At 72.0% G+C, this 22,589-nt stretch carries 25 protein-coding genes and 1 riboswitch; of the genes, 8 read left to right on the top strand and 17 right to left on the bottom strand.

The window, feature by feature from the left end:
• Positions 1 to 13 precede the first annotated feature (13 nt).
• Positions 14 to 844, bottom strand: a complete 831-nt coding sequence (locus tag ACIA47_RS30015; RefSeq protein ID WP_203124357.1) for an alpha/beta fold hydrolase — start codon at positions 842 to 844, stop codon at positions 14 to 16.
• Positions 845 to 951: 107 nt separating this feature from the next.
• A riboswitch (TPP riboswitch) is annotated at positions 952 to 1,056 on the top strand.
• A 74-nt stretch (positions 1,057 to 1,130) separates the two neighbouring features.
• On the opposite strand from ACIA47_RS30015, the gene ACIA47_RS30010 reads away from it, so the two are divergent.
• From ACIA47_RS30010 to ACIA47_RS30000, 3 genes are all read left to right on the top strand, one after another.
• Complete coding sequence (locus ACIA47_RS30010) at positions 1,131 to 1,724, top strand: ECF transporter S component (RefSeq protein ID WP_355580284.1); 594 nt, start codon at positions 1,131 to 1,133, stop codon at positions 1,722 to 1,724.
• Positions 1,725 to 1,844: 120 nt separating this feature from the next.
• Complete coding sequence (locus ACIA47_RS30005) at positions 1,845 to 3,275, top strand: ABC transporter ATP-binding protein (protein ID WP_396711636.1); 1,431 nt, start codon at positions 1,845 to 1,847, stop codon at positions 3,273 to 3,275.
• Positions 3,272 to 4,072, top strand: a complete 801-nt coding sequence (locus tag ACIA47_RS30000) for an energy-coupling factor transporter transmembrane component T family protein (RefSeq protein WP_396711635.1) — start codon at positions 3,272 to 3,274, stop codon at positions 4,070 to 4,072. Before ACIA47_RS30005 ends, ACIA47_RS30000 begins: the two co-directional genes overlap by 4 nt.
• A gap of 291 nt (positions 4,073 to 4,363) precedes the next feature.
• On the opposite strand, the gene ACIA47_RS29995 is transcribed toward ACIA47_RS30000, so the two are convergent.
• Complete coding sequence (locus tag ACIA47_RS29995) at positions 4,364 to 4,786, bottom strand: hypothetical protein (protein ID WP_396711634.1); 423 nt, start codon at positions 4,784 to 4,786, stop codon at positions 4,364 to 4,366.
• A gap of 290 nt (positions 4,787 to 5,076) precedes the next feature.
• On the opposite strand from ACIA47_RS29995, the gene ACIA47_RS29990 reads away from it, so the two are divergent.
• Positions 5,077 to 5,373 carry an MTH1187 family thiamine-binding protein gene (locus ACIA47_RS29990; RefSeq protein ID WP_396711633.1) on the top strand — a complete coding sequence of 99 codons (297 nt, stop codon included), beginning with the start codon at positions 5,077 to 5,079 and terminating at the stop codon, positions 5,371 to 5,373.
• 189 nt (positions 5,374 to 5,562) lie between these two features.
• Positions 5,563 to 7,005, top strand: a complete 1,443-nt coding sequence (gndA, locus tag ACIA47_RS29985; RefSeq protein ID WP_396711632.1) for an NADP-dependent phosphogluconate dehydrogenase — start codon at positions 5,563 to 5,565, stop codon at positions 7,003 to 7,005.
• 106 nt (positions 7,006 to 7,111) lie between these two features.
• Here gndA and ACIA47_RS29980 read toward each other — a convergent pair whose 3' ends face one another.
• From ACIA47_RS29980 to recO, 5 genes are all read right to left on the bottom strand, one after another.
• The gene (locus ACIA47_RS29980; RefSeq protein ID WP_396711631.1) at positions 7,112 to 7,867 is read right to left on the bottom strand and encodes a pirin family protein; all 756 of its coding nucleotides are present in this window, start codon (positions 7,865 to 7,867) and stop codon (positions 7,112 to 7,114) included.
• On the bottom strand, positions 7,864 to 8,064 hold the full coding sequence (locus tag ACIA47_RS29975; RefSeq protein ID WP_225855276.1) for a thioredoxin reductase: 201 nt from the start codon (positions 8,062 to 8,064) through the stop codon (positions 7,864 to 7,866). The genes ACIA47_RS29980 and ACIA47_RS29975 overlap by 4 nt, the downstream gene beginning before the upstream one ends.
• A gap of 346 nt (positions 8,065 to 8,410) precedes the next feature.
• Positions 8,411 to 8,596, bottom strand: a complete 186-nt coding sequence (locus tag ACIA47_RS29970; RefSeq protein ID WP_030336441.1) for a hypothetical protein — start codon at positions 8,594 to 8,596, stop codon at positions 8,411 to 8,413.
• Between the two features lie 71 nt (positions 8,597 to 8,667).
• Complete coding sequence (locus tag ACIA47_RS29965; RefSeq protein ID WP_091409745.1) at positions 8,668 to 9,480, bottom strand: isoprenyl transferase; 813 nt, start codon at positions 9,478 to 9,480, stop codon at positions 8,668 to 8,670.
• Positions 9,481 to 9,484: 4 nt separating this feature from the next.
• Positions 9,485 to 10,351: a DNA repair protein RecO gene (recO, locus tag ACIA47_RS29960; RefSeq protein WP_396711630.1), complete on the bottom strand. Its 867-nt coding sequence runs from the start codon at positions 10,349 to 10,351 to the stop codon at positions 9,485 to 9,487.
• A gap of 102 nt (positions 10,352 to 10,453) precedes the next feature.
• On the opposite strand from recO, the gene ACIA47_RS29955 reads away from it, so the two are divergent.
• Complete coding sequence (locus tag ACIA47_RS29955) at positions 10,454 to 11,263, top strand: DUF4097 family beta strand repeat-containing protein (protein ID WP_203124690.1); 810 nt, start codon at positions 10,454 to 10,456, stop codon at positions 11,261 to 11,263.
• 56 nt (positions 11,264 to 11,319) lie between these two features.
• Here ACIA47_RS29955 and era read toward each other — a convergent pair whose 3' ends face one another.
• The 7 genes from era to ACIA47_RS29920 form a co-directional block, all read right to left on the bottom strand.
• On the bottom strand, positions 11,320 to 12,216 hold the full coding sequence (gene era, locus ACIA47_RS29950) for a GTPase Era (protein ID WP_091409997.1): 897 nt from the start codon (positions 12,214 to 12,216) through the stop codon (positions 11,320 to 11,322).
• Between the two features lie 5 nt (positions 12,217 to 12,221).
• Positions 12,222 to 12,608, bottom strand: a complete 387-nt coding sequence (locus ACIA47_RS29945; RefSeq protein ID WP_396711629.1) for a cytidine deaminase — start codon at positions 12,606 to 12,608, stop codon at positions 12,222 to 12,224.
• Positions 12,601 to 14,025 carry a hemolysin family protein gene (locus ACIA47_RS29940; protein WP_396711645.1) on the bottom strand — a complete coding sequence of 475 codons (1,425 nt, stop codon included), beginning with the start codon at positions 14,023 to 14,025 and terminating at the stop codon, positions 12,601 to 12,603. The genes ACIA47_RS29945 and ACIA47_RS29940 overlap by 8 nt, the downstream gene beginning before the upstream one ends.
• Complete coding sequence (gene ybeY, locus ACIA47_RS29935; protein WP_030491788.1) at positions 14,001 to 14,474, bottom strand: rRNA maturation RNase YbeY; 474 nt, start codon at positions 14,472 to 14,474, stop codon at positions 14,001 to 14,003. The genes ACIA47_RS29940 and ybeY overlap by 25 nt, the downstream gene beginning before the upstream one ends.
• A gap of 15 nt (positions 14,475 to 14,489) precedes the next feature.
• The gene (locus tag ACIA47_RS29930) at positions 14,490 to 15,548 is read right to left on the bottom strand and encodes a PhoH family protein (protein WP_203124692.1); all 1,059 of its coding nucleotides are present in this window, start codon (positions 15,546 to 15,548) and stop codon (positions 14,490 to 14,492) included.
• A gap of 130 nt (positions 15,549 to 15,678) precedes the next feature.
• Positions 15,679 to 17,073: a serine hydrolase domain-containing protein gene (locus tag ACIA47_RS29925; RefSeq protein ID WP_396711628.1), complete on the bottom strand. Its 1,395-nt coding sequence runs from the start codon at positions 17,071 to 17,073 to the stop codon at positions 15,679 to 15,681.
• A 156-nt stretch (positions 17,074 to 17,229) separates the two neighbouring features.
• Entirely contained in the window at positions 17,230 to 17,589 is a 360-nt protein-coding gene (locus ACIA47_RS29920; protein ID WP_088988083.1) for a histidine triad nucleotide-binding protein, read from the bottom strand.
• Between the two features lie 98 nt (positions 17,590 to 17,687).
• On the opposite strand from ACIA47_RS29920, the gene ACIA47_RS29915 reads away from it, so the two are divergent.
• Positions 17,688 to 18,449: an SDR family NAD(P)-dependent oxidoreductase gene (locus ACIA47_RS29915; protein WP_396711627.1), complete on the top strand. Its 762-nt coding sequence runs from the start codon at positions 17,688 to 17,690 to the stop codon at positions 18,447 to 18,449.
• 72 nt (positions 18,450 to 18,521) lie between these two features.
• Complete coding sequence (gene ppk2 / locus ACIA47_RS29910; protein ID WP_203124696.1) at positions 18,522 to 19,433, top strand: polyphosphate kinase 2; 912 nt, start codon at positions 18,522 to 18,524, stop codon at positions 19,431 to 19,433.
• 19 nt (positions 19,434 to 19,452) lie between these two features.
• Here the strand turns inward: ppk2 and ACIA47_RS29905 are convergent, their stop codons facing one another.
• The 3 genes from ACIA47_RS29905 to hrcA all read right to left on the bottom strand — a co-directional run bounded on the left by ACIA47_RS29905 (position 19,453) and on the right by hrcA (position 22,432).
• Complete coding sequence (locus ACIA47_RS29905) at positions 19,453 to 20,187, bottom strand: 16S rRNA (uracil(1498)-N(3))-methyltransferase (protein ID WP_396711626.1); 735 nt, start codon at positions 20,185 to 20,187, stop codon at positions 19,453 to 19,455.
• 1 nt (position 20,188) lies between these two features.
• A complete protein-coding gene (gene dnaJ / locus ACIA47_RS29900; protein ID WP_203124704.1) occupies positions 20,189 to 21,334 on the bottom strand; it encodes a molecular chaperone DnaJ in 1,146 nt (381 codons plus the stop codon).
• 75 nt (positions 21,335 to 21,409) lie between these two features.
• Positions 21,410 to 22,432, bottom strand: a complete 1,023-nt coding sequence (gene hrcA / locus ACIA47_RS29895; protein WP_203124700.1) for a heat-inducible transcriptional repressor HrcA — start codon at positions 22,430 to 22,432, stop codon at positions 21,410 to 21,412.
• Positions 22,433 to 22,589: the final 157 nt, after the last annotated feature.

Below are 22,589 nucleotides of genomic sequence, written 5' to 3'. Positions count from 1 at the left end.
GGACCCGCACGGCTCAGGCCGTTCCGCCGGCTCGGGCCAGGATCGCCTCGGCGAGCGGGGCCGGCGCCGCGTCCGGGATCCAGTGACTCACCCCGGGCAGCTGCACGAAACGGTAGTCCCCGCTGACGTTCCGCGCGCACGCCTCGGCGGCGGTCCGGCCGATGGCGACGTCCCGGTCACTCCAGACGTACGTGGTGGGCACCGCGACCGGGCCGACGCCGGCCAGGTCGGCGCGGGACATCGCCCGGTACCAGTTCAGCGCGGCGGTGAGCGCCCCCGGCTCGCGCATCGGGTCGGCGTACCGGGTCACCCGGGACGTGTCGCCCACCCCGCCGAGCAGCTTGCGCAGCGCGGTGGCGTGCCACGCCAGCAGCACCTTCTCCGCCTTGTCGGGCTTGCGGAACAGCGCGATGTACGACGAGCGGGCCTTCTGTTGGGCGTCGGTGCTCAGGGCGTGCGCCATGGCCGCCGGATGCGGTACGGACACCGCGGTCAGCGTGTGCACCCGCTCGGGGTGCCGGGCGGCAACCGCCCAGGCCACGATCGCGCCCCAGTCGTGGCCGACCAGGTGCACGGCGTCCAGCCCGAGCGCGTCGAGCACCGCCACCACGTCGGTGACGAGTTCGGGGATCCGGTAGTCGGCCACCGCCGTGGGCCGGGCGCCGGGTGAGTAGCCGCGCTGGTCCAGCGCGTACGTGCGCAGCCCACCCGCGTGCAGCGCCGGCACCACGTCGTCCCACTCGCCGCTGTGCTGAGGGAAACCGTGCAGCAGCAGGACGGGTACGCCGTCCGTCGGACCGCCGACGGTCACCTCGAACGTGAAGCCTCGCGCGTCAACCCGCATGATCGGAAGCGTACCCAGCCGGCGGTCGACCGGTCGCTCCCGCAGGTCAAAAGGATGCCCTGCTGGGCCCGCGACAGTGGTCGGTGTTAGCGTCAGCGAGACAACTTCATATCCGACAGGGGAGCGCACAGCGCTGAGAGTGCGGGCACGCCCGCAGACCCTCGAACCTGATCTGGGTAATGCCAGCGCAGGGAGTTCGGTCGACCTCCAGCCGCGCCGCAGTCCGGTGCCACCGGACGCGGCGTGCGTCTTCTCCTGGTTCGCACTCACGAACTGGGAGCAACACATGAAATCCACCACCGACACACACCGTTGGCGCACCATCGACATCGTGGTCGCCTCGGTGATCGCGGTCGCCTTCGGCGTCATCTTCTGGGCCTGGGGCCTGGTCTGGAGCGCCACCGAGGGCGCGTTCGCCTTTTTCCCGCCGGCGCAGACGCTGCTCTACGGCGTCTGGCTGATGCCGGCGGTGATCGGTGGGCTGGTCATCCGCAAGCCCGGCGCCGCGCTCTACTGCGAGACCGTGGCCGCGGTCCTGTCCGCGCTGCTGGGCAGCCAGTGGGCCGGCACGGTGATCCCACAGGGCATCGTGCAGGGCATCGGCGCCGAGCTGGCCTTCGCCGCCTTCCGGTACCGGTCGTTCCGGCTGCCGACCGCGGTGTTCGCGGGCGCGCTGACCGGCCTCAGCGCCGCGCTGTTCGACTTCTTCGTCTGGAACGTCGACTACGCGCTGACCGACTACCGCATCCCGTACGCGCTGCTCACCATCGTCAGCGCCACCGTGATCGCCGGCCTGGGGGGCTGGCTGCTGACGAAGGCCCTGGCCAACACCGGCGTCCTGGACCGCTTCCCCGCAGGCCGAAACCGCGCCCTGATCTGACCCCCCCACCAACTCGCGTCGATCAAGATGTTTGCGTCAACGGAAGGCGATTTCCTGACGCAAACCTCTTGATCAACCGGGTAGGCGGGGCCGGCGGTTGGGTGGGAGGGGGTGGGTCTGGTGGGCGGGGTACTGCTGCGGGGGTTCGGGTGGCGGCACGCTGGGCGGCGCGCCTGGGCCGTTCGGGGTGTTGATCTGCGGGTTGAGGCTGGGGAGCGGGTCTTGCTTCTTGGGCCCTCCGGGGCCGGTAAGAGCACAGTGCTCAGCGCGTTGGCAGGGCTGCTTCCCGAGGACTCCGGCGAGCAGGAGGGCACCGTCGAGATCGACGGGCTCGACCCGCGCAAGGGACGGGAACGGGTCGGCATCGTCTTCCAGGACCCGGAGACCCAACTGGTGATGGCGCGCTGTGGCGACGACGTCGCGTTCGGGCTGGAGAACCGGGGCGTGCCGGCCGACGAGATCTGGCCCCGGGTGGACGAGGCGCTGCACCGGGTCGGCTTCCCGTACTCCCGGGACCGCCACACCGCGGCGCTCTCCGGCGGCGAACAGCAACGCCTCGCCCTGGCCGGCGCGCTGGCCCTGCGCCCCGCCCTGCTGCTGCTCGACGAGCCGACCGCCAACCTCGACCCGGCCGGAGCCGAGCTGGTCCGGCACGCGGTGGCCGGCGCGCTGGACGCCGACACCACGCTGATCCTGGTCGAGCACCGGGTCTCCGAGGCACTGCCGCTGGTCGACCGGGTGGTCGTCCTGGAACCGGGCGGCGGCGTCCGCGCGGACGGCACACCCGAGGCGGTCTTCGCCGCCCACGGTGCCGCCCTGGCCGCCGAGGGGGTCTGGGTGCCCGGTCACCCGATCGCGCCCCGACCGGCCACCGCCGGCCCCGGGGAGTTGTTGCTCACCGCCGACCGGCTCGGCCTGCCGCCCCGGCTGGGCCGCACCGACCTGGCGGTACGCGCCGGTGAAGCACTCGCCGTACGCGGACCCAACGGTGCCGGCAAGTCCACCCTCGCGTTGCTGCTCGGCGGTCTGCTCCGGCCGGGCGACGGTCGGGTCACCGCGTCCGCCGAGTTGGCCGGCGCGGACCACCGCACTCCCCCGCACCGGTGGCGGGCGCCCTCGCTGGCCCGACGGATCGGGTCGGTCTTCCAGGATCCGGAGCACCAGTTCGTCACCAGCACGGTCTTCGACGAGCTGGCGCTGGGCCCGCGCCGCACCGGTCAACCCGAGGCGGCCGTCAAGGAGACCGTGGCCGGGCTGCTGGACCGGCTGCGGCTGGCCCGGCTCGCCGCCGCCAACCCGTACACCCTCTCGGGTGGCGAGGCGCGGCGGCTGAGCGTGGCGACCGCCCTGGCCACCGCGCCACGCCTGCTGATCTGCGACGAACCCACCTTCGGCCAGGACCGGCGGACCTGGCGGGAGCTGGTCGACCTCTTCGCCGACCTGCGCGACGCCGGGCACGGCGTGGTCACGATCACCCACGACGCGGACTTCGTCGCCGCGCTCGCCGACCGCACCGTCACCCTGCACCGCGCCCCGGACGACCACCGATGATCAGCATCGAGCCGGTCGCCGCGCCGGACGCGCCGTTGGCCCGCCGCAACCCGGTGGCGAAGGTCGCCGCCGCACTCGTCTTCTCGTTCACCCTGCTGGCGACCCTGGACCCGGTGGCCCCGGCGATCGCCATCGCCCTCGAACTGGCCGTCCTGCCGCTGTTCGGTATCCGCTACCGGGTGCTGGCCCGACGGGCCTGGCCGCTGCTGCTCAGTGCCGCCGGCATCCTGGTCACCCTGGTGCTGTTCGCGGCCGACCGGTCCGGCCGGGTCCTACTGGACGCGGGACCGGTGCTGGTGAGCACCGGCGTCCTGCTCACCGCGCTCGGCCTGGTGCTGCGGGTGTTCGCGGTGGCCCTGCCCGGTGTGATCGTCTTTGCGACCACCGACCCCACCGACCTGGCCGACGCGTTGATCCAGAACGCGAAGGCGCCGGCCCGGTTCGCCATCGGGGCGCTGGCCGCGTTCCGGCTGGTGCCGCTGCTCGGTCAGGAGTGGCAGATGATCAGCATGGCTCGACGCGCGCGGGGCGTCGACGCGGGACGCAACCCGGTGGCGAAGCTGCGGCTCTTCGCCTCCACCGCCTTCGCGCTGCTGGTGGGGGCGATCCGCCGAGGCACCCGACTGGCGGTGGCCATGGACGCGCGCGGCTTCGACGCCGGCACACCCCGTACCGTCGCCCGCCAGCAGCACTTCACCCGCGCCGACGTCCTCCTCATCGCCGCGGCCGTCGTCCTCGCCGCGGCCGCCCTGACCACGAGCGTCCTCCTGGGCACCTTCCGCCCCCTGATCAGCTAAGTCCGCCCCGCCGGCTGCCTGCCGCCGCCCGCCGCCCCACGCCGCCCCACGCCGCCCGGCGCCGCCCCGCGCCGCCCCGCGCCGCCCCGCCCCGCGCCGCCCGGCGCCGATCTTGCGGTTTCTGTCGTTGATTCATCCCGGTATGCCGGTGAATGCGAGGACAGAAAGTGCAAGATCGCGGGGCGGAGCCGGGCCGGGCTGGGCTGGGCTGGGTCGGGTCGGGTCGGGCGGCGGAGGGTAGGGCGGGCGGGGCGGGGGTGGGGTGGGGTGGGGTGGGGTGGGGTGGGTTGGTCAGCTGCGGCGGAAGGCGTAGCGGCGGGCCTGGCCGGCTTGCTGGCTGCGGCCGCCGCCGGAGCGGTTGCCGCCACCCGGCGGCGGGCCGGCCGTCGGTGCCTTCGGTCGCCCGGTCGGCTTCGGCAGATCTCGCATCGTCGGCGCATCGACGACCGCCGGCACATCGACAGCTGTCGGCACGTCGACCGGCGGCGCCACCTCGTCCAGGACCGCCGGCGGCAGCGCCGGCTCGGCCAGCACCGCCAGCAGCGCAGGCTCGGCCATCGCCGGTTCCACCAGCACCGCCGGCAGGGCCGGTTCGACCGCGAGGTCGAGGGCGGGGAGGGTGGTGGGGCGCGGGCCGTGGCCGGCCGCCGGGTCGACGCCGAGCGGCGTCGCTCTCGGGGTACGGGTCTTCTTCGGGTTACGCCTGGCAGGCATCCGGGCCTCCTTCAATGCCGACCGGCACGGCCGGTCCCGCGCTGCGGCGGTCGGTCGGATCGGCTGGTGACCGCCGTTGCGCGACGGTCGAGTGGGGAAGGGACTGCTCACCGGGGCCAGGCAGGGCCACCGCCACCGAACGGCGGGGAGGGAATGCGGGACGCCCGGGAGCGCACGGACCGCGACGCGGGACGGCGGGCCGGCTCGGAAGTGGGGCGTCAGTTACGCATGTTCGTACCGTAGCCACCGCCGGACCGACGCGCATCCGTTTTTACTGGCACGATCGGCACATGCTGATCGCGTTCTCGATCACCCCGCTCGGCGGTGACGACTCCGTGGGTGACCTGGTCGCCGAGGCGGTGCGGGTGGTCCGTGCGTCCGGCCTGCCCAACCGGACCGATGCCATGTTCACCACCATCGAGGGCGAGTGGGACGAGGTGATGGCGGTGGTGAAGCGGGCGGTCGACGTGGTCGCCGCGCAGGCTCCCCGGGTGAGTGTGGTGCTCAAGGCCGACGTCCGCCCCGGGGTCAGCGACGCGCTGACCGGGAAGATCGCCCGTATCGAAGCGCGTCTCGCCGAAGGCTGACGCGCGCAGCGCGGGATGACGACAACTTTCCCTGCGCGGGGCATACCGACCACTGAAATGAGCCCGAGCCGCCATCGGCAACGTCCACATTACGTGCAGTAACGGGACGTCCATCACTGGTCCGTATCGGCTCGCATCACGGTAAGTTTCCAAGCGCTGATAGTGGTGTGACGAGAGGTGGCGGCACGAATGGCTGATCAGGCGAGGGCACAAATCGGTGTGACCGGGCTGGCGGTGATGGGTCGCAACGTGGCCCGCAACCTGGCCCGCAACGGCTTCACGGTGGCAGTGCACAACCGCTCGCCGGAGCGCACCCGCAGCCTGGTCGCCGAGCACGGCGACGAGGGCACGTTCCTGCCGGGCGAGACGATGGCCGATTTCGTGGCGTCACTGGAACGACCCCGCGCGGTCATCGTCATGGTGAAGGCCGGCGCGCCCACCGACGCGGTGATCGACGAGTTGGTGCCGCTGCTCGACGAGGGCGACATCATCGTCGACTGTGGCAACGCCCACTTCGCCGACACCCGTCGCCGCGAGGAGGCGCTGCGGGCGCAGGGGCTGCACTTCAGCGGCACCGGCGTCTCCGGTGGCGAGGAGGGCGCGCTGCGCGGGCCGAGCATCATGCCGGGCGGCTCCGCCGAGTCGTACGCGAAGCTCGGGCCGATGTTCGAGAAGATCGCCGCCCAGGTGGACGGCGTGCCGTGCTGCACGCACGTCGGGCCGGACGGCGCCGGGCACTTCGTCAAGATGGTGCACAACGGCATCGAGTACGCCGACATGCAGCTCATCGCCGAGGCGTACGACCTGCTCCGGGCCGGCCTGGACGCGACGCCGGCCGAGATCGCGGAGATCTTCCGGGAGTGGAACAACGGCGAGCTGGAATCGTTCCTCATCGAAATCACCGCCGACGTGCTCGCGCACACCGATGCGGCGACCGGCCGGTCGTTCGTGGACATCGTGCAGGACCGGGCCGAGCAGAAGGGCACCGGTCGGTGGACCGTTCAGAGCGCCCTGGACCTGGGCATCCCGATCACCGGGATCGCCGAGGCGACCTTCGCCCGTTCGCTCTCCGGGCACGTCGACCAGCGCGAGGCGGCCCGCCGGGCGTTCCCCGACGCGGGTGAGAAGTGGCAGGTGAGCGACCGGGAGACCTTCGTCGAGGACGTCCGCCGGGCGCTGCTCGCCTCCAAGATCGTCGCGTACGCGCAGGGCTTCGACCACATCCGCGCGGGCAGCCAGGAATACAACTGGGACATCGACCTGGGCGGCACCGCGACGATCTGGCGGGGCGGCTGCATCATCCGGGCCCGCTTCCTCAACCGGATCCGTGAGGCGTACGACGAGCAGCCGGACCTGCCGACGCTGCTGGTGGCGCCGTACTTCGCCGAGGCGGTCAGCGCTGGCGTGCCGAGTTGGCGGCGGGTGGTGGCCGACGCGACCCGGGCCGGTGTGCCGACGCCCGCGTTCTCGTCGTCGCTGGCGTACTTCGACGCGTTGCGCGCGGAGCGGCTGCCCGCCGCGCTGATCCAGGGTCTGCGGGACAACTTCGGCGCGCACACCTACCAGCGGGTGGACCGCGAGGGCTCGTTCCACACCACCTGGGCCGCCGACCGCACCGAGTCACCGGCCTGACCACCCCGCCTCTTTCCCCGTCGATCTTGCACTTTCGGGCTGTGAAATGCGGCTTCTGTGCCGCTATTCCGGGACAGAAAGTGCAAGATCGACGGGGTGGGGCGGGTCAGCCGACCGTGGCGTGCATCTCCCAGACCAGGATCTCGGCCGGTTCGTCGGCGGTCACCCGCCGGCCACCGGTCATGGTGAGCCGGGCGGCGTCGCCACTGCCGAGCGGACCGCTGCCCTCCAGGGTCACCGTGCCGTCGGGCACGTAGAGGTGCACGTAGGGCGCGTCCGGGATGGTGACCTCGGCGCCGGGGGCGAGACGGGCGGCGTGCAGGGTCGCGTACCGGTTGCGGATCCGGATCGCGGACGCGCCGTCGTAGCGGTCCATCCCGGAGGCGATCGGCACCAGGCCCCCGCGGAGCAACTCGTCCTCGATCTCCAGCTGCTCGTAGCCGGGGTCGACGCCCTGCTCGTCGGGGAGCACCCACATCTGCACGAAGTGCACCGGGTCGGTGTGCGGCTCCTGATTGTTGAGCCTCCAGGCGTCGTTCTTCTCCGAGTGCAGGATGCCGGTGCCGGCGCTCATCCGCTGGGCCAGACCCGGGTAGATCACCCCGGAGTGCCCGGTGGAGTCCTGGTGCACCAGGGAACCGCGCAGCACCCAGGTCACGATCTCCATGTCCTGATGCGGGTGGGTCTCGAAGCCGGCTCCCGGTCGGACCACGTCGTCGTTGTTGACCAGCAGCAGGCCGTGGTGGGTGTTGGCCGGGTCGTAGTGCCGGGAGAACGAGAAGGAGTGCTTGGAGTCCAGCCAGGAGATCCGGGTGGCGAAGCGGTCATCGGCACGACGGATGTCGACAGCGGGCGCGGTCACCAGGCACGCTGCCCGGCGTCGGGGGTCGACGGCGCCCAGGTCAGGGCCGGCTCGCCGGTGGCCAGTTCGGCGATCTCACCGGTGCGCAGCTGCGGTGTGTGGCCGAACTCGGCGCAGTGCTGCTCGGCGATCTCGGCACAGATCTCGGCCACCTGCTCGCAGATCGGGTCGCCCAGGTCGGCGGCGTTCAACGCCATGATCATCTTAAAGCGGAGATCACGCATCTGCCCCCCAACCGCCGTCGTCCCACCACCTCCGGACCCTACCCGCCGCCCTTGCGCAGGACCCCGAAACGAGCGCACTCACCCCAACCCGCTCACCGGCCGCGTGCAGGCCCCCGGGTCGCGTCGATCATGGAGTGTGGTGGTGAACATAAGTCACAAAGGCGCCTAACCCGGCCACCACAACTCCATGATCGACCGCCGGGGCGGGCGGGCGGGGGCGGGGCGGGGCGGGGCGGGGCTGGCGGGGCGGGCGGGGGCGGGGATGCGGCGGCGCCCCCGCACGAGGGGTGCGGGGGCGCCGGGGACAGTTGTGGGTTGATCAGAAGAAGCGGCGGCGCTTGGCCTTCTGCGGACGGATCAGGTCCGCACCCTTGGTCAGCAACCGGGTCGCCCCGGAGGGACCACGCCGGGCCTCCAGGGTGTGGCTGAGCCGGCGGGCACCGGCCGCGGCCAGCGGCACCGCGATAGCCATCACCGCCCACTGGGCAATGCGCTTCTGGATCATGTGGGTTCACCTCCGTCAGTGGCTTCTGACGTCTCTGATACCCAGAGTGACGTGCGGGTAAGCACGTCGGCTCAGATAACCGGGGCGACCGGGTTGGGCAGCGCGCCGCCGAAGCGTCGGTCCCGCTGGGCGTACAACTCGCACGCGTACCAGAGGTGGCGGCGGTCGAAGTCGGGCCAGAGCGTGTCCAGGAAGACCAACTCGGCGTACGCGGTCTGCCAGAGCAGGAAGTTGGAGATCCGCTCCTCCCCGGAGGGGCGCAGGAACAGGTCCACCTCCGGGATCTCCGGGTGGTAGAGGTACTTCGCCACGGTCTTCTCGGTGACCTTCGCCGGATCCAGCCGGCCGGCCGCCACGTCCCGCGCGATCGCGGCGGCGGCGTCACCGATCTCGGCCTGCCCGCCGTAGTTGACGCAGAACTGCAGGGTCAGCGTCGAGTTGTCGCGGGACATCTCCTCGGCGGTCTGCAACTCGGAGATGACGCTCTTCCACAGCCGACCGGGCCGGCCCGACCACACCACCCGTACGCCCAGGTCGACCAGCTGGTCACGGCGGCGACGGATCACGTCCCGGTTGAACCCCATCAGGAACCGGACCTCGTCGGGCGAGCGCCGCCAGTTCTCGGTGGAGAACGCGTACGCCGACAGGTACGGGATGCCCATCTCGATGGCGCCCTCGATGGTGTCGAAGAGGCTGTGCTCCCCCGCCTCGTGCCCCTTGGTGCGGGGCAGCCCGCGGTCCTTGGCCCAGCGGCCGTTGCCGTCCATCACCACCGCCACGTGCTTCGGCACCGCCTCGGTGGGCAGCGCCGGAGGGCGGGCCCCGGACGGGTGCGGCACCGGCGGCGTCGGCTCGCGCCGGCCGGCCTTCTTCGATCGGATCACTCGGTCACTCCCTGTTCGTGCTGTCCGCCCCGGCCTCGACGTCGCCACGTGGCCGGAGCACCGCGGCCCCGGTACCCTCCGGCGGCGGAGCCGTGCCGGCCGCCGAGGAACCCCGGTCGACCAGCGGCAGCGAGCGTAGCGCGCGCTCCAGGTGCCACTGCAGGTGAGCTGCGACCAGCCCACTGCACTCCCGACGGACGGCGGCGTCGGTGGCGTCGGCGATCACCCAGTCGCCGGAGGTCAGCGCGGACATCAGATCGATGGTGGCCGGTGCGGGATGAGCCGCCCCGGGGGGCCGACAATCCGGACAGACCGCGCCGCCGGCCGGCACCGAGAACGCCCGGTGCCGCCCGGGCGTGCCGCAGACCGCGCAGGCGACCAGCGCCGGCGCCCAGCCGGCCAGGGACATCCCGCGCAGCAGGTACGCGTCGAGCACCAGGGTGGTGGCGTGCTCGCCCCGGGACAGCGCCTTCAGCGCGCCGATGGTGAGCTGGAACAGCCGCAACGACGGCTCCCGTTCCACCGGGGTCAGCCGCTCGGCGGTCTCGGCGATCGCGCTGGCCGCCGTGTAACGCGGGTAGTCGCCCAGGAACCGTTTGCCGTACAGGTCGATGCCCTCGACCTGACTCACGGTGTGCAGAGAATTGCCGTGGTTGCCCTTCGGGTCACCGGCGAGCTGGAGGTCGACGTGGCCGAACGGCTCCAGCCGGGCACCGAACTTGCTGGTGGTGCGGCGGATCCCTCGAGCCACCGCGCGCAGCCGGCCGTGCCGACGGGTGAGCAGGGTGATGATCCGGTCGGACTCGCCGAGCTTCTGCACACGCAGCACCACCGCGTCGTCGCGGTAGAGCTGTCGGCGATACCCGGCCATCGGGCCATTCTCCCTCGGGGTGTGAAATCAGGGTTGGTTCGGGGTGCAAGCGCGGATGAACCCCGATGCGGACGCCTCGTGCTCGGTCGTAGCGTGCTGGTCATGGCACTGCACCTGACCACCACCCCCCGCCGTCGTCGCGTCGCCGCTCCCGTCGCGCTAGGGCTCGCCACCACCCTCATCGTGCTCGCCGGGTGCGACAACCTGTCGTTCCGTCGGCTCGACTACGACAACACCGAGGCGGTCCGGATCACCACGGTCCGGGTCTCCGGGGGCTCGGGCGACGTGGTGGTCCGCGGCACCGGCCCGGCGTCCGAGGTGCGGATCAAGCGAGTGGTTCGCTACCAGGGCGGTGAACCGGACAACACCCGCTACGAGATCAAGGGCAGCGAGCTGGTGCTGGACACCGACTGTGGCTCGCGGTGCAGCATCTCCTACGAGGTGACGGTGCCGGAGGGTGTGGCGGTGCAGGGCGAGACCAGCTCCGGCAACGTCGAGCTGAGCCGGGTCGGCACCGTGGACCTACAGGTGCGCTCGGGCGACGTGCGGATCTCCGGTGCGTCGGGCGCGGTCGGGGTGGAGGCCCGCTCGGGCAACATCGAGGTGAACGAGGCCGCCGCGGCGGTACGGCTGCGCGCCTCGTCGGGAGACATCAGCGCACGCCGGCTGGGCGGCACGGTCGACGCCGAGGCCAGCTCGGGCAATGTCAACGTGGAGCTGGACAAGCCCGCCTCGGCCCGGGTCCACGCCTCCAGTGGTGACGTCACGCTGCTGGTGCCGCAGGGCAGTTACCGGGTCCGGTCCAACGCCGACTCCGGCGACGAGACCGTCACCGTCGCCGACAACCCGGCGGCGTCCCTGGTGCTCGACGGTTCGGCCAACAGCGGCAACCTCACGATCAGCGAGCGTTGATCTCGACGCTGGCTGCCTCCCCGGCCGTCCGCTTCGGGCACCGCCGACGAGGTGGGTCAGAAGCCCAGCTTGCGCAGTTGCCTCGGGTCGCGCTGCCAATCCTTCGCGACCCGCACGTGCAGGTCGAGGTAGACCCGCCCGCCGAGCAGCTCCTCGATCTGCTTGCGGGCGTTGGTGCCGACCTCCTTGAGCCGACTCGCCTTGTGCCCGAGCACGATGGCCTTCTGGCTGGGCCGCTCCACATACAGGTCGGCGTAGATTTTCATGACCTGACCCTCGGGGATCATCTCCTCCACCACCACGGCGATGGAGTGCGGCAGCTCGTCGCGGACCCCCTCCAGGGCGGCCTCCCGGATCAGCTCGGCGACCAGCACCTGCTCGGGGTCGTCGGTGAGCATGTCGTCCGGGTAGAGCTGCGGCGACGGCGGCAGGTACTTGGTCATCACGTCGACGAGGGTGTCCACCTGGTGCCCGGACACCGCGCTCACCGGCACGATCTCGGCGAACTCCCCCATCTTGCTGACCGCCAGCAGCTGCTCCGCCAGGCGACGCTTGTCCACCAGGTCGGTCTTGGTGACCACCGCCAGCACTGTCGCCTTCAACTCGGCCAACTCGCCGGTGATGAACCGGTCGCCGCGCCCGACCGGCTCGTCCGCCGGGATGCACAGGCCGATCACGTCGACCTCGGTCCAGGTGGACCGGACCAGGTCGTTGAGACGCTCGCCGAGCAGCGTACGGGGGCGGTGCAGGCCTGGCGTGTCGACGAGGACCAGCTGCGACTCCGGTCGGTGCAGCACCGCCCGGATGACGTGCCGGGTGGTCTGCGGCTTGTTCGAGGTGATGGCGATCTTGGTGCCGACGATGGCGTTGGTCAGCGTCGACTTGCCGGCGTTGGGGCGACCGACGAAGCAGCCGAACCCGGCCCGGTACGGACGTGCCTCCGGATCCTGCACCGGGCTCACTGGGTCACCGTGCCGAGGACCGTGCCGTCCGGAGCAGCCACGTGAACCGGTGCGTCCGCCGCGAGGTCCCGTACCGCCGCGTGCCCGGCACCATCCAGCGTCGACGCCTCGGTCACCACCACCGCCGCCTCCAGCCGACTCGCCCCGGCCGCCACGGCCGAAGCGACCGCCAACTGCAACGCGGTGAGCGTCAGCGACGGCAGCGCGACACTGGCCGCCGCGTACGTCCGGCCGTCCTGGTCGCGGACCGCGGCGCCCTCCACGGCGCTGACCCGCGCGCGGGCTCCCCGGGCCAGGACGACGAGCTTGCCGTCCTCGGCGCTCAGCGCGCCCGACGCGGTGGGGGTGGGCCGGGCGACAGGCGCGGCGGGTGTGTCAGGCATCGGCGGGTTGCCTCTCGTCGTCTCGATAGTTGTCCGTGTCGTCCCCGGGGCCGGCGTGCTCGCCGCGCCCCGCAATGTCCTGCTCATCGCCCGGCTCCACCCGGCTGACCAGGACGGTGTCGATCCGGTTGCGCCGGCCGGTGGTGCCCTCGGCGACCAGGCGGAGACCGGCGACCTCGGCCTCGGCACCCGGGATCGGCACCCGCCCCAGCGACTGGGCGAGCAGACCGCCGACCGTCTCCACCTCGTCGGTGGGCAGGTCGGTGTCGAACATCTCGCCGAGATTCTCCACCGGCAGGCGAGCGGTCACCCGCACCGAGGAGTCCGCCAGACGTTCGACGGGCGGGCGCTCGACATCATACTCGTCGGTGATCTCACCGACGATCTCCTCGAGGATGTCCTCGATGGTGACCAGACCGCCGGTGCCGCCGTACTCGTCGACCACGATGACCAGGTGGTTGCGGGCCGCCTGCATCTCGGACAGCAGGTCGTCGACCGGCTTGGACTCCGGGACGAAGGTCGCCGGGCGCATCAGCTCGGCCACCGGCAACTGCTCGGCCCTCGGGTCCCCGCCACGGGAGCGCCGGATCAGGTCCTTGAGGTAGAGCACCCCCAGCACGTCGTCGACGCTCTCGCCGATCACCGGGATGCGGGAGAAACCTGAGCGCAGGAAGAGCGCCAGCGCCTGCGCGAGCGTCTTGCCCTCCTCGATCCACACCATCTCGGTACGCGGCACCATCACCTCACGGGCGATGGTGTCGCCGAGCGCGAAGACGGAGTGGATCATCTGGCGTTCGCCGTGCTCGACAACGCCGCGCTGCTCGGCCAGGTCGACCAGCTCCCGCAGCTCCACCTGGGTGGCGAACGGACCTTCCCGGAAGCCGCGCCCCGGGGTTACCGCGTTGCCGATCAGGATCAGCAGCGACGCGAGCGGGTTGAGCGCCCGGCCCAGCCAGCGGACCAGCGGCGCCACCGCACGACCCACGGCGTAGGCGTGCTGCCGGCCGATGGTGCGCGGGGCCACGCCCACCACCACGAAACTGACCACTGTCATCGCGCCGGCGGTCACCAGCGCGGCCCGCCAGCCGGCGCCGAAGCTGTCCACCGCCACGAGCGCCACCAGTGTGGTGGCGGTCAGTTCGGCGAGCAGCCGCAACAGCAGGAGCAGGTTGAGGTGCCGGACGACGTCGCCGGCGACGACCTGGAGGGTACGGGCGCCGCGCACGCCGTCGCGGGCCAGCTCGGCGGCTCGGGCCGGTGAGACCGCAGCGAGTGCCGCCTCGGTCATCGCGATCAGGCCAGCCAGCACCACCAGACCGGCGGCGAAGACGATCAGCTGAAAGTCGGGAAGGCCGGCGGTCGCGCCGGCCGCGAGTAACGGAGGAGTGGACATCACTGGGTGCGGGTCGACCGCCAGCTCGCCAGCAGCCGAGCCTGGAGTGCGAACATCTCCCGCTCCTCCTCCGGCTCGGCGTGGTCGTAGCCGAGCAGGTGCAGCACCCCGTGCACGGTGAGCAGGTGCAGCTCGTCGGCCGGCGCGTGCCCGGCGGTCGCCGCCTGCTTGGCCGCCACCTCCGGGCAGAGCACGATGTCGCCGAGCAGGGCCGGCTCGCCGCCGGCCGGTGCGGACTCACCCGGGCCGTGGTCGACGCTGCCCTCGTCCATGGGGAAGGCGAGCACGTCGGTCGGGCCGTCGCCACCCATCCAGCGGTGGTTCAGCTCGGTCATGTAGTCGATGTCGACCAGCAGCACGGACAGCTCGGCGAGGGGGTTGACCCCCATCTCGTCGAGGGCGTGCCGGGCGACGGCGAGCACGGCGTCGGTGTCGACGTCGACACCGGACTCGTTGGCGATCTCGATGGACAATTGCTTTCCTCTGCTTTAGCGGCGGCGGGCGGCCCGGCCGCCCTGGGCGGGTCGCCCAGGCACGGCGTGAACGCCCTGCGCCTGCTGGTTCTCCCGCTCGGCGTCCCAGCGGGCGTACGCGTCGACGATCTCCCCGACCAGCTGGTGGCGGACCACGTCAGAGCTGGACAACTGGGAGAAGTGCACGTCATCGACGTTTTCCAGGATCTCCCGAACCACCCGCAGGCCGCTGCTCGTCCCGCCGGGAAGGTCCACCTGGGTGATGTCACCGGTTACGACGATCTTGGAGTTGAAGCCGAGTCGGGTGAGGAACATCTTCATCTGCTCGGGCGTCGTGTTCTGCGCCTCGTCCAGGATGATGAACGCGTCGTTGAGCGTCCGACCGCGCATGTAGGCCAGCGGGGCGACCTCGATCGTGCCGGCGGCCATCAGCTTCGGGATGGTCTCCGGGTCGAGCATGTCGTGCAGCGCGTCGTAGAGCGGGCGCAGGTAGGGGTCGATCTTCTCGTTGAGCGTGCCGGGCAGGAAGCCCAGACGCTCGCCCGCCTCGACCGCCGGCCGGGTGAGGATGATCCGGTTGACCTGCTTGGCCTGCAACGCCTGGACGGCCTTCGCCATCGCCAGGTAGGTCTTTCCGGTGCCGGCCGGGCCGATGCCGAAGACGATGGTGTGGGTGTCGATAGCGTCGACGTACTTCTTCTGCCCGAGCGTCTTGGGGCGGATGGTGCGCCCGCGCCGGGAGAGGATGTTGAGTGTCAGGACCTCGGCGGGCCGCTCGGCGCTGCCCTGCTCGAGCATGCCGACGGTACGCCGGACGGCGTCACTGGTCAGGGTCTCGCCTTTCTCGATGAGTTCGAGGAGCTCGCTGAAGACCCGCTCGGCGAGGGCGTTGTCCGCGGGGTCACCGGTGATGGTGATCTCGTTGCCGCGAACGTGCACGTCACTGTTGACCGAGCGTTCGACGAGTCTGAGGATCTCGTCGCCTGCGCCGAGCAGATTGACCATGATCTTCGGGTCGGGCACGGTGATCCTGGTCTGCACCCGGGGCGGGCCGGGAGGTGGGGTGCCGGTCATAGGTTGGGCCGAAGGGCCCTGCGCACCTGCTCTCGATCTCGGCGCCGGCCTGCTGGCCTGGCGTGCGGACGTTACACCCATCGTATCGGTTCAACGCGGGGCGCATCGCGCCCATTTCCGCTGGCCGCGATCAACTCCCGGCCCGGAAGTCGTACCGGTCGAAGGTCTCCTGGTGGCGGGTGAACCGGTACGTCGCCCAGTGCATCCGGACCACCGCGCCGGCCTCGTCCCGGGTCAGCCGCAGCAACTCACCGACCTCCCGACCGGAGACCACCCGGAACACGTCCGGCTGGTCCGGCAGCGGGGTGAAGACCGCCGGCGGACGTCCGGTCGGGTCACCGACCCCGCGCGCTCGCAGGGTGCCGTCGTGCCAGAAGAAGACGTACTCGGAGCCCTCGCCCCACCAGCGGCCGAGCGCACCCCGCAGGGCCGCCGGCGCGGGTGCGCCGGGTCGCCAGGGCTCGATCTCGGCCGGGTCGTGCTCGACCGCCGCGGCGAGCAGCCGGTGCGACAGGTCGAACAGTTCGGTCGCTGTGCCGGACGAGCCGAGCACCGCGGCTCCCATCGCGCCGGGCGTGCCGTCATTGCCGCGGCGGCCGTACGCCCCGGCGAGGAACCCGGGCATCGCCCCGTCGTGCCCCACGTGCATCACCCGCTCCCCCTGCGGGATGAGGATCAGCCCGAGCCCGAAACCCGCGCCCCAGAGCGTCTCGTCGGTGGTGGTCACTGGCCAACGCATCTCGTCCAGGGTGGCCGGGGCGAGGACCGCGCCGGCCGGGTCCAGCGCCGCCGGGTCGGCCAGGAACGCCGCCCAGCGGGCCATGTCGGTCGCGGTGCTCCAGAGCTGGGCGGCCGGGCCGACCGCGCCGAAGTCGGTCGGCGGTTCCGGGTGCGCCTCGTCCGAGTACGCGTCGACCAGGAACCCGGTGGCCGCCGTCGGCCGCGGGGTCACAGTGGTGTCGGTCAGCCCCAGCGGCGTCAGGATCCGCTCGGTGAGCGCCCGCGCCCAGCTGCCGCCCCGGAGCCGGGCGACGAGTTGGCCGAGTACGGCCACGCCCAGGTTGGAGTAGTGGAACCGCCGGCCGGTCGGCAGCACCCGCTCGGCCCGGTCGAGTTCGGCGACCAGTTGGTCGTCGTCCGGTGCGCGCAGGCTGTCCCACACATCGCCGAACGGCTCGCGTTGCAGGCCACCGGTGTGCGACAGCAACCGGCGTACGGTCAGCTCGCCGTGCGCCGGGAGGTCCAGGTGCCGGCCCACCGGGTCGTCCAGGTCCAGCAGCCCGTCGTCGCGGCACTGCAGGACCAGCACCGCGGTGAACGTCTTGGTGATCGAGCCGATCCGGAACTGGGTGCCCGCGTCCAGAGGGCTGTCGGTGCCGGTCTCGCCGACGGTGCAGCTCCAGAGCGGTCGGTCGACCCGGTGCAGCGCCGCCGACACCGCGGGCACCCGGGCCTCGGCCTGCACCCGCCGCACCAACCGGTCCAGATGCTCAGCACCGCGACCGTCGGGACCGCGCTCGCTCACGCCGTCGCTCCGCTCCGCTGCGCGACGGCGCGAGGCGCCACGCTACTGAGCCAGCTGGTTCGCTCGCTGCGCTTGCTCACGCCGTCGCTCCGCTTCGCTGCGCGACGGCGCGAGGCGCCACGCTACTGAGCCAGCTGGTTCGCTCGCTGCGCTCGCTCACGCCAGGTCCCGGGCGAGCATCGGGCCGAGCGGCGCACCACCGAGCAGGTGCGCGTGCACGTGGAAGACCTCCTGCCCGCCGTACGCGCCGGTGTTGAACATCAGCCGGAAACCGTCGCCGAGCAGCCCCTCGTCCTCGGCCACGGCGGCGGACGTCGCCAGCACGTCGGCGGCCAGCGCCGGGTCACCCTGGGCGAGCGTGGCGACGTCGGCGTAGTGCTCCTTCGGAATGACCAGGACGTGCACCGGCGCCTTCGGGTCGATGTCGCGGAAGGCGAGCGTGGTGTCGGTCTCCCGGACCACTGTGGCCGGGATCTCCCCGGCGACGATGCGGCAGAACAGGCAGTCGGATCCCATCGGGGCAGTGTAAGGACTAACGGGCCGGGGGCGCTCCGGCGCAGCATGCGCCACCGGCCTGTTCGCCGGGAAGGTGCGGCTGAGGCAGGATGGCCGGCATGACGGATCGGGCGGTACTCGTGACCGGGGCCTCGCGCGGAATCGGCCGCGCGGTGGCGAAGGCGTTCGCGGCCAGCGGCGACCGGGTTGCCATCCACCACCGCGACTCCGCCGACGCGGCCGAGGAACTACGCGCGCAACTGCCGGGCACCGGGCACGTGGTGGTCCGCGCCGACCTCACCGATCCGGACGCGGTCCGGGTCATGGTCGACCGGGCCGCCGACCTGCTCAATGGGTTGGACGTGCTGGTCAACAACGCCGGGACGTACGGCGACCGCGACGACCCGCACCCGATCTTCGGCGCCTCGTACGAGGAGTGGCAGCAGCGCTGGCGGCAGGTGTTGGAGACCAACCTGACCGGCGCCGGCAACGTCACCTGGTGCGCCGCCCAGCACATGCGCGAACGCGGCGGGCGGATCGTCAACGTCTCGTCCCGGGGCGCGTTCCGCGGCGAGCCGCACCAGCCGGCGTACGGGGCCAGCAAGGCGGGGCTGAACGCACTGGGCCAGTCCCTCGCCGTGGCGCTCGCGCCGTACGGCATCACTGTCGCCACCGTCGCGCCGGGCTTCGTGGCGACCGACATGACCACCGAGCACCTGCGCGGCGAGCGGGGCGCGGCCATCCGGGCGCAGAGCCCGTTCGACCGGGTGGGCCAACCGGAGGAGATCGCCGCCGCCGTGCACTGGCTGGCCTCGCCGCACGCCGAGTGGGCCTCCGGCACGATCGTCGACCTCAACGGCGCCTCCTACCTGCGCAGCTGAGGTCGACGCCGCCGGCAGATCACCCGGCCGGGGAGGTGGTTGGCGGTTCGCGGGAGGGTAAGTCCCACCGACATGGCCGACTCCGCGCTGCTGGACCTCACCGCCGACTACCGGGTGGCCGATGGCCACGACGACGACCCTGTCCTGCTCCGCCCCGACGGCACCCCCGTCGACACCTGGCGCGAGGACTACCCGTACGACGAGCGACTGGACCGCGACGAGTACGACCGCGACAAGCGACTGCTCCAGATCGAGCTGCTGAAACTCCAGGACTGGATCAAGGAGTCCGGCGAACGTTTGGTGATTCTCTTCGAGGGCCGGGACGCGGCCGGCAAGGGCGGCACCATCAAACGCTTCATGGAGCACCTCAACCCGCGTGGCGCATCGGTGGTGGCGCTCGCCAAGCCGGACGAGCGGGAAGCCGCCCAGTGGTACTTCCAGCGTTGGCTGGCGCACCTGCCGGCGGCCGGCGAGATCGTGCTGTTCGACCGTTCCTGGTACAACCGGGCCGGCGTGGAGCGGGTGATGGGCTTCTGTAGCCGCAAGGAGTACCTGGAGTTCCTACGGCAGGCCCCGGAGCTGGAACGGATGCTGGTGCGCTCCGGCATCCGGCTGGTGAAGTTCTGGTTCTCCGTCTCCCAGAACGAGCAGCGCACCCGGTTCGCGATCCGCCAGGTCGACCCGGTCCGGCAGTGGAAGCTGTCCCCGATGGACATCGCGTCACTCGACCGGTGGGACGAGTACACCGAGGCCAAGGAGGCGATGTTCTTCTGGACCGACACGGCCGACGCGCCGTGGACGGTGGTGAAGAGCAACGACAAGAAGCGGGCGCGGCTCGAGGCGATGCGGCACGTGCTGCACCGCTTCGACTACACCGGCAAGGACCCCGAGGTGGTCGGCACACCGGACCCGCAGATCATCGGGCCGGCCGGGCTGGATCTGGGGCCGGAGGAAGAGGTGGTGCCGGTGTTTCCCCGCCCCTGACCGAGCCCGTCGCCGAGGGTCACCAGCGGCCGAGGCGGGTGGCGAGCACGCTGAGGGCCGCCACCCCGGCGGTGGAGGTGCGCAGCACGGCCGGTCCGAGGCGTACGGGTCGCCCGCCGGCCTCGGCGAAGGCGGCCAGCTCGGCCGGGGCGATGCCACCCTCTGGGCCGACCACCAGCACGATCTCGCCGGTGGAGGGCAGCTCGGCGGTGGTGAGCCGCTCTTCGGCCTCCTCGTGCAGCACGAACCCGGCGGCGGCACCGGCGATCCGACGGGCCACCGTGGCGGTGGACTCGTCCGGCGCACCGGCCACCACCGGCAGCCACGGTCGGCGGGCCTGCTTGGCCGCCTCCCGGGCGGTGGCCACCCACTTCTCCCGGGCGCGTACGCCCCGGTCGCCGCGCCACTGGGTCACCGAACGCGAGGCCGCCCAGGGCACGATCTCGTCCACCCCGACCTCGGTCATCGCCTGCACGGCGAGCTCACCCCGGTCGCCCTTGGCGATGCCCTGCACGGTCACCAGACGGGGGACCGGCGCGTCCGCGTACCCCCGGGAGGTGATGGTGACCTCCAGGCTGCCCCGGCCGACGGCCGTGACCACGGCGGCGGCCGTGCCACCCCGACCGTCGGCGAGCAGCAGCTCCTCGCCGACGCGCAGCCGCTGCACGGTGGCGGCGTGATGCCCCTCCGGGCCGTCCAGGGTCAGCGCGTCGCCGGTGGGCAGCGCCTCGACCAGGAACAGCGGTGCGGACACCTCAGGCGTGCCCGTTGAACGCGTCGCGCATCCGGGAGAAGAAGCCGCCCTGCTTGGACAGCTCGGCGACCTCCTCACCACGGGTCTTGGCGAAGTCGCGCAGCATCTTCTCCTGGTCCGGGTCGAGCTTGGTGGGCGTCCGCACGTCGAGGTGGACGTAGAGGTCGCCACGGCCGGTGCCGCGCAGGTGCGGCACGCCGCGGGCGCGCAGTCGCAGCGTGCTGGCCGGCTGGGTGCCGGCCTTGACGTCGAGGGTCTCCTCGCTGTCCAGCGTCTTGATGGTCAGCCGGGTGCCCAGCGCCGCCGCCGTCATCGGCACTGTGACTCGGCAGTGCAGGTCGTCGCCCTTGCGGGAGTACACGTCGTGCGGGCGCTCGTGGATCTCCACGTAGAGGTCACCGGCGGTGCCGCCGCCGGGGCCCACCTCGCCCTGCTGGGCCAGCCGGATCCGCATGCCGTCCTCGACACCGGCCGGGATCTTGACGGTCAGCGAACGGCGGGTCCGCACCCGGCCGTCGCCTGCGCAGGTGGGGCAGGGGTGCGGGATGGTGGTGCCGTAGCCCTGGCACACGGTGCACGGCCGGGCGGAGACCACCTGGCCGAGGAAGGTGCGCTGCACCGACTGCACCTCGCCCCGACCGCCGCACGCCTCGCAGGTCGCCAGGTGCGTGCCGGCGGCCGTGCCGGCGCCGGAGCAGGTGGTGCAGAGCACGGCGGTGTCGACGGTGATCGGGGCCTCCACGCCGAAGGCCGTCTCGTGCAGGTCGAGTTCGAGCCGCAGGATCGCGTCGGCGCCCGGGCGGGTACGCGGCCGTGGGCCACGGGCGCCACCTCCGGCACCGCCGAAGAACGCGTCCATGATGTCCTGGAAGCCGACGAACGGGCCGGCGCCTCCGGGGCCACCCGGGCCCCCGGCACCGCCGCCACCCGGGGCGAGCGGGTCGCCACCCAGGTCGACGATCTGCCGCTTCCGATCGTCCGAGAGGACCTCGTACGCGGCGTTGATGTCCTTGAACTTCTCCTGAGCCTCCGGGTCCGGATTGACGTCCGGGTGGAACTGGCGGGCCAGCTTGCGGTAGGCGCGCTTGATCTCGTCATCGGAGGCTTCCCGGCTCACACCGAGAATGCCGTAGTAGTCCCTGGCCACTGCGTTCCGTGTCCTCATGTTCGTCTCGCGTTGCGCCGGTCGGCGGCCGCAGCCGGCCGCATCGGCCCTGACCAATCAGTTCTGGGCCAGCAACTCGCCCACGTAGCGTGCCACGGCGCGCACCGTGGCGATGTTGCCGGGGTAGTCCATCCGGGTGGGCCCCAGCACCCCCAGGCCGCCCACGATGGTGGTGCCCGGGCCGTACCCGGTGCTGACCACCGAGGCGGCGCGCAGGTTGTCGAACTCGTTCTCGTCGCCGATCAGCACCCGGGTCGTGCTCGGCTCGGTCTCACCGATGAGCTTGAGCAGCACGACCTCCTCCTCCAGAGCCTCGAGGATCGGCCGCAGGGAGCCCTGGAAGTCGAGCAGGCCGCCCCGGGTGAGGTTCGCGGTGCCGGCGAGCGCGATCCGCTCCTCGTGCCGCTCGACCAGGGTCTCCAGCAGCACGGTGGCGAGCGTCGTCATGGTCGGGCGCAGCCCGGTGGGCGCTTCCTCGACCAAGGCCTGCACCAGCGGTGGCGTCTCGGACAGCCGGGCGTTGGCGAGCTTCTCGTTGATCAGTCGGCGCAGGTCGGTGACGTCGGCGGCGGGCACCGGCCCGGGCAACTCCACGAGTCGCTGCTCCACCCGCCCGGTGTCCGCGATCATGACGAGCATCAGCCGGGTGGTGGAGATCGGCACCAGCTCCAGGTGACGCACCGAGGAGCGGGCCAGGCTCGGGTACTGCACTACGGCGACCTGCCGGGTCAGCTGGGCGAGCAACCGCACCGTGCGGTGCACCACGTCGTCGAGGTCGACCGCGCCGACCAGGAAGCGCTCGATGGCCCGGCGCTCGGCCGGGCTGAGCGGCTTGACGCGGGACAACCGGTCGACGAAGAGGCGGTAGCCGCGGTCGGTGGGCACCCGGCCGGCACTGGTGTGCGGCTGCCGGATGTAGCCCTCCTCCTCCAGCACGGCCATGTCGTTGCGGACCGTGGCCGGGGAGACCCCGAGCTGGTGCCGCTCGACCAGCGCCTTGCTGCCGACCGGCTCCTGGGTGGAGACGTAGTCTTCGACGATGGCGCGGAGCACTGCGAGTTTCCGGTCGTCGAGACCCATCCTCCGCACCTCCTGTCGCACGTCGGCCGCCGGCGCTCTGGGCCGGCCGGGCCGTCTGGCACTCGACTGTAACGAGTGCCAGTCTACGTCGGCGGGCCGGCCGACGCGATGATCAACGGCCACCCGTCGGTGCGGCCCACGCCACCGGCGTTGGGCC

The sequence above is a fragment of the Micromonospora sp. NPDC051227 genome (assembly GCF_044455385.1).
Taxonomy (GTDB): domain Bacteria; phylum Actinomycetota; class Actinomycetes; order Mycobacteriales; family Micromonosporaceae; genus Micromonospora.
This window is presented reverse-complemented; position numbering and strand designations above follow the sequence as displayed.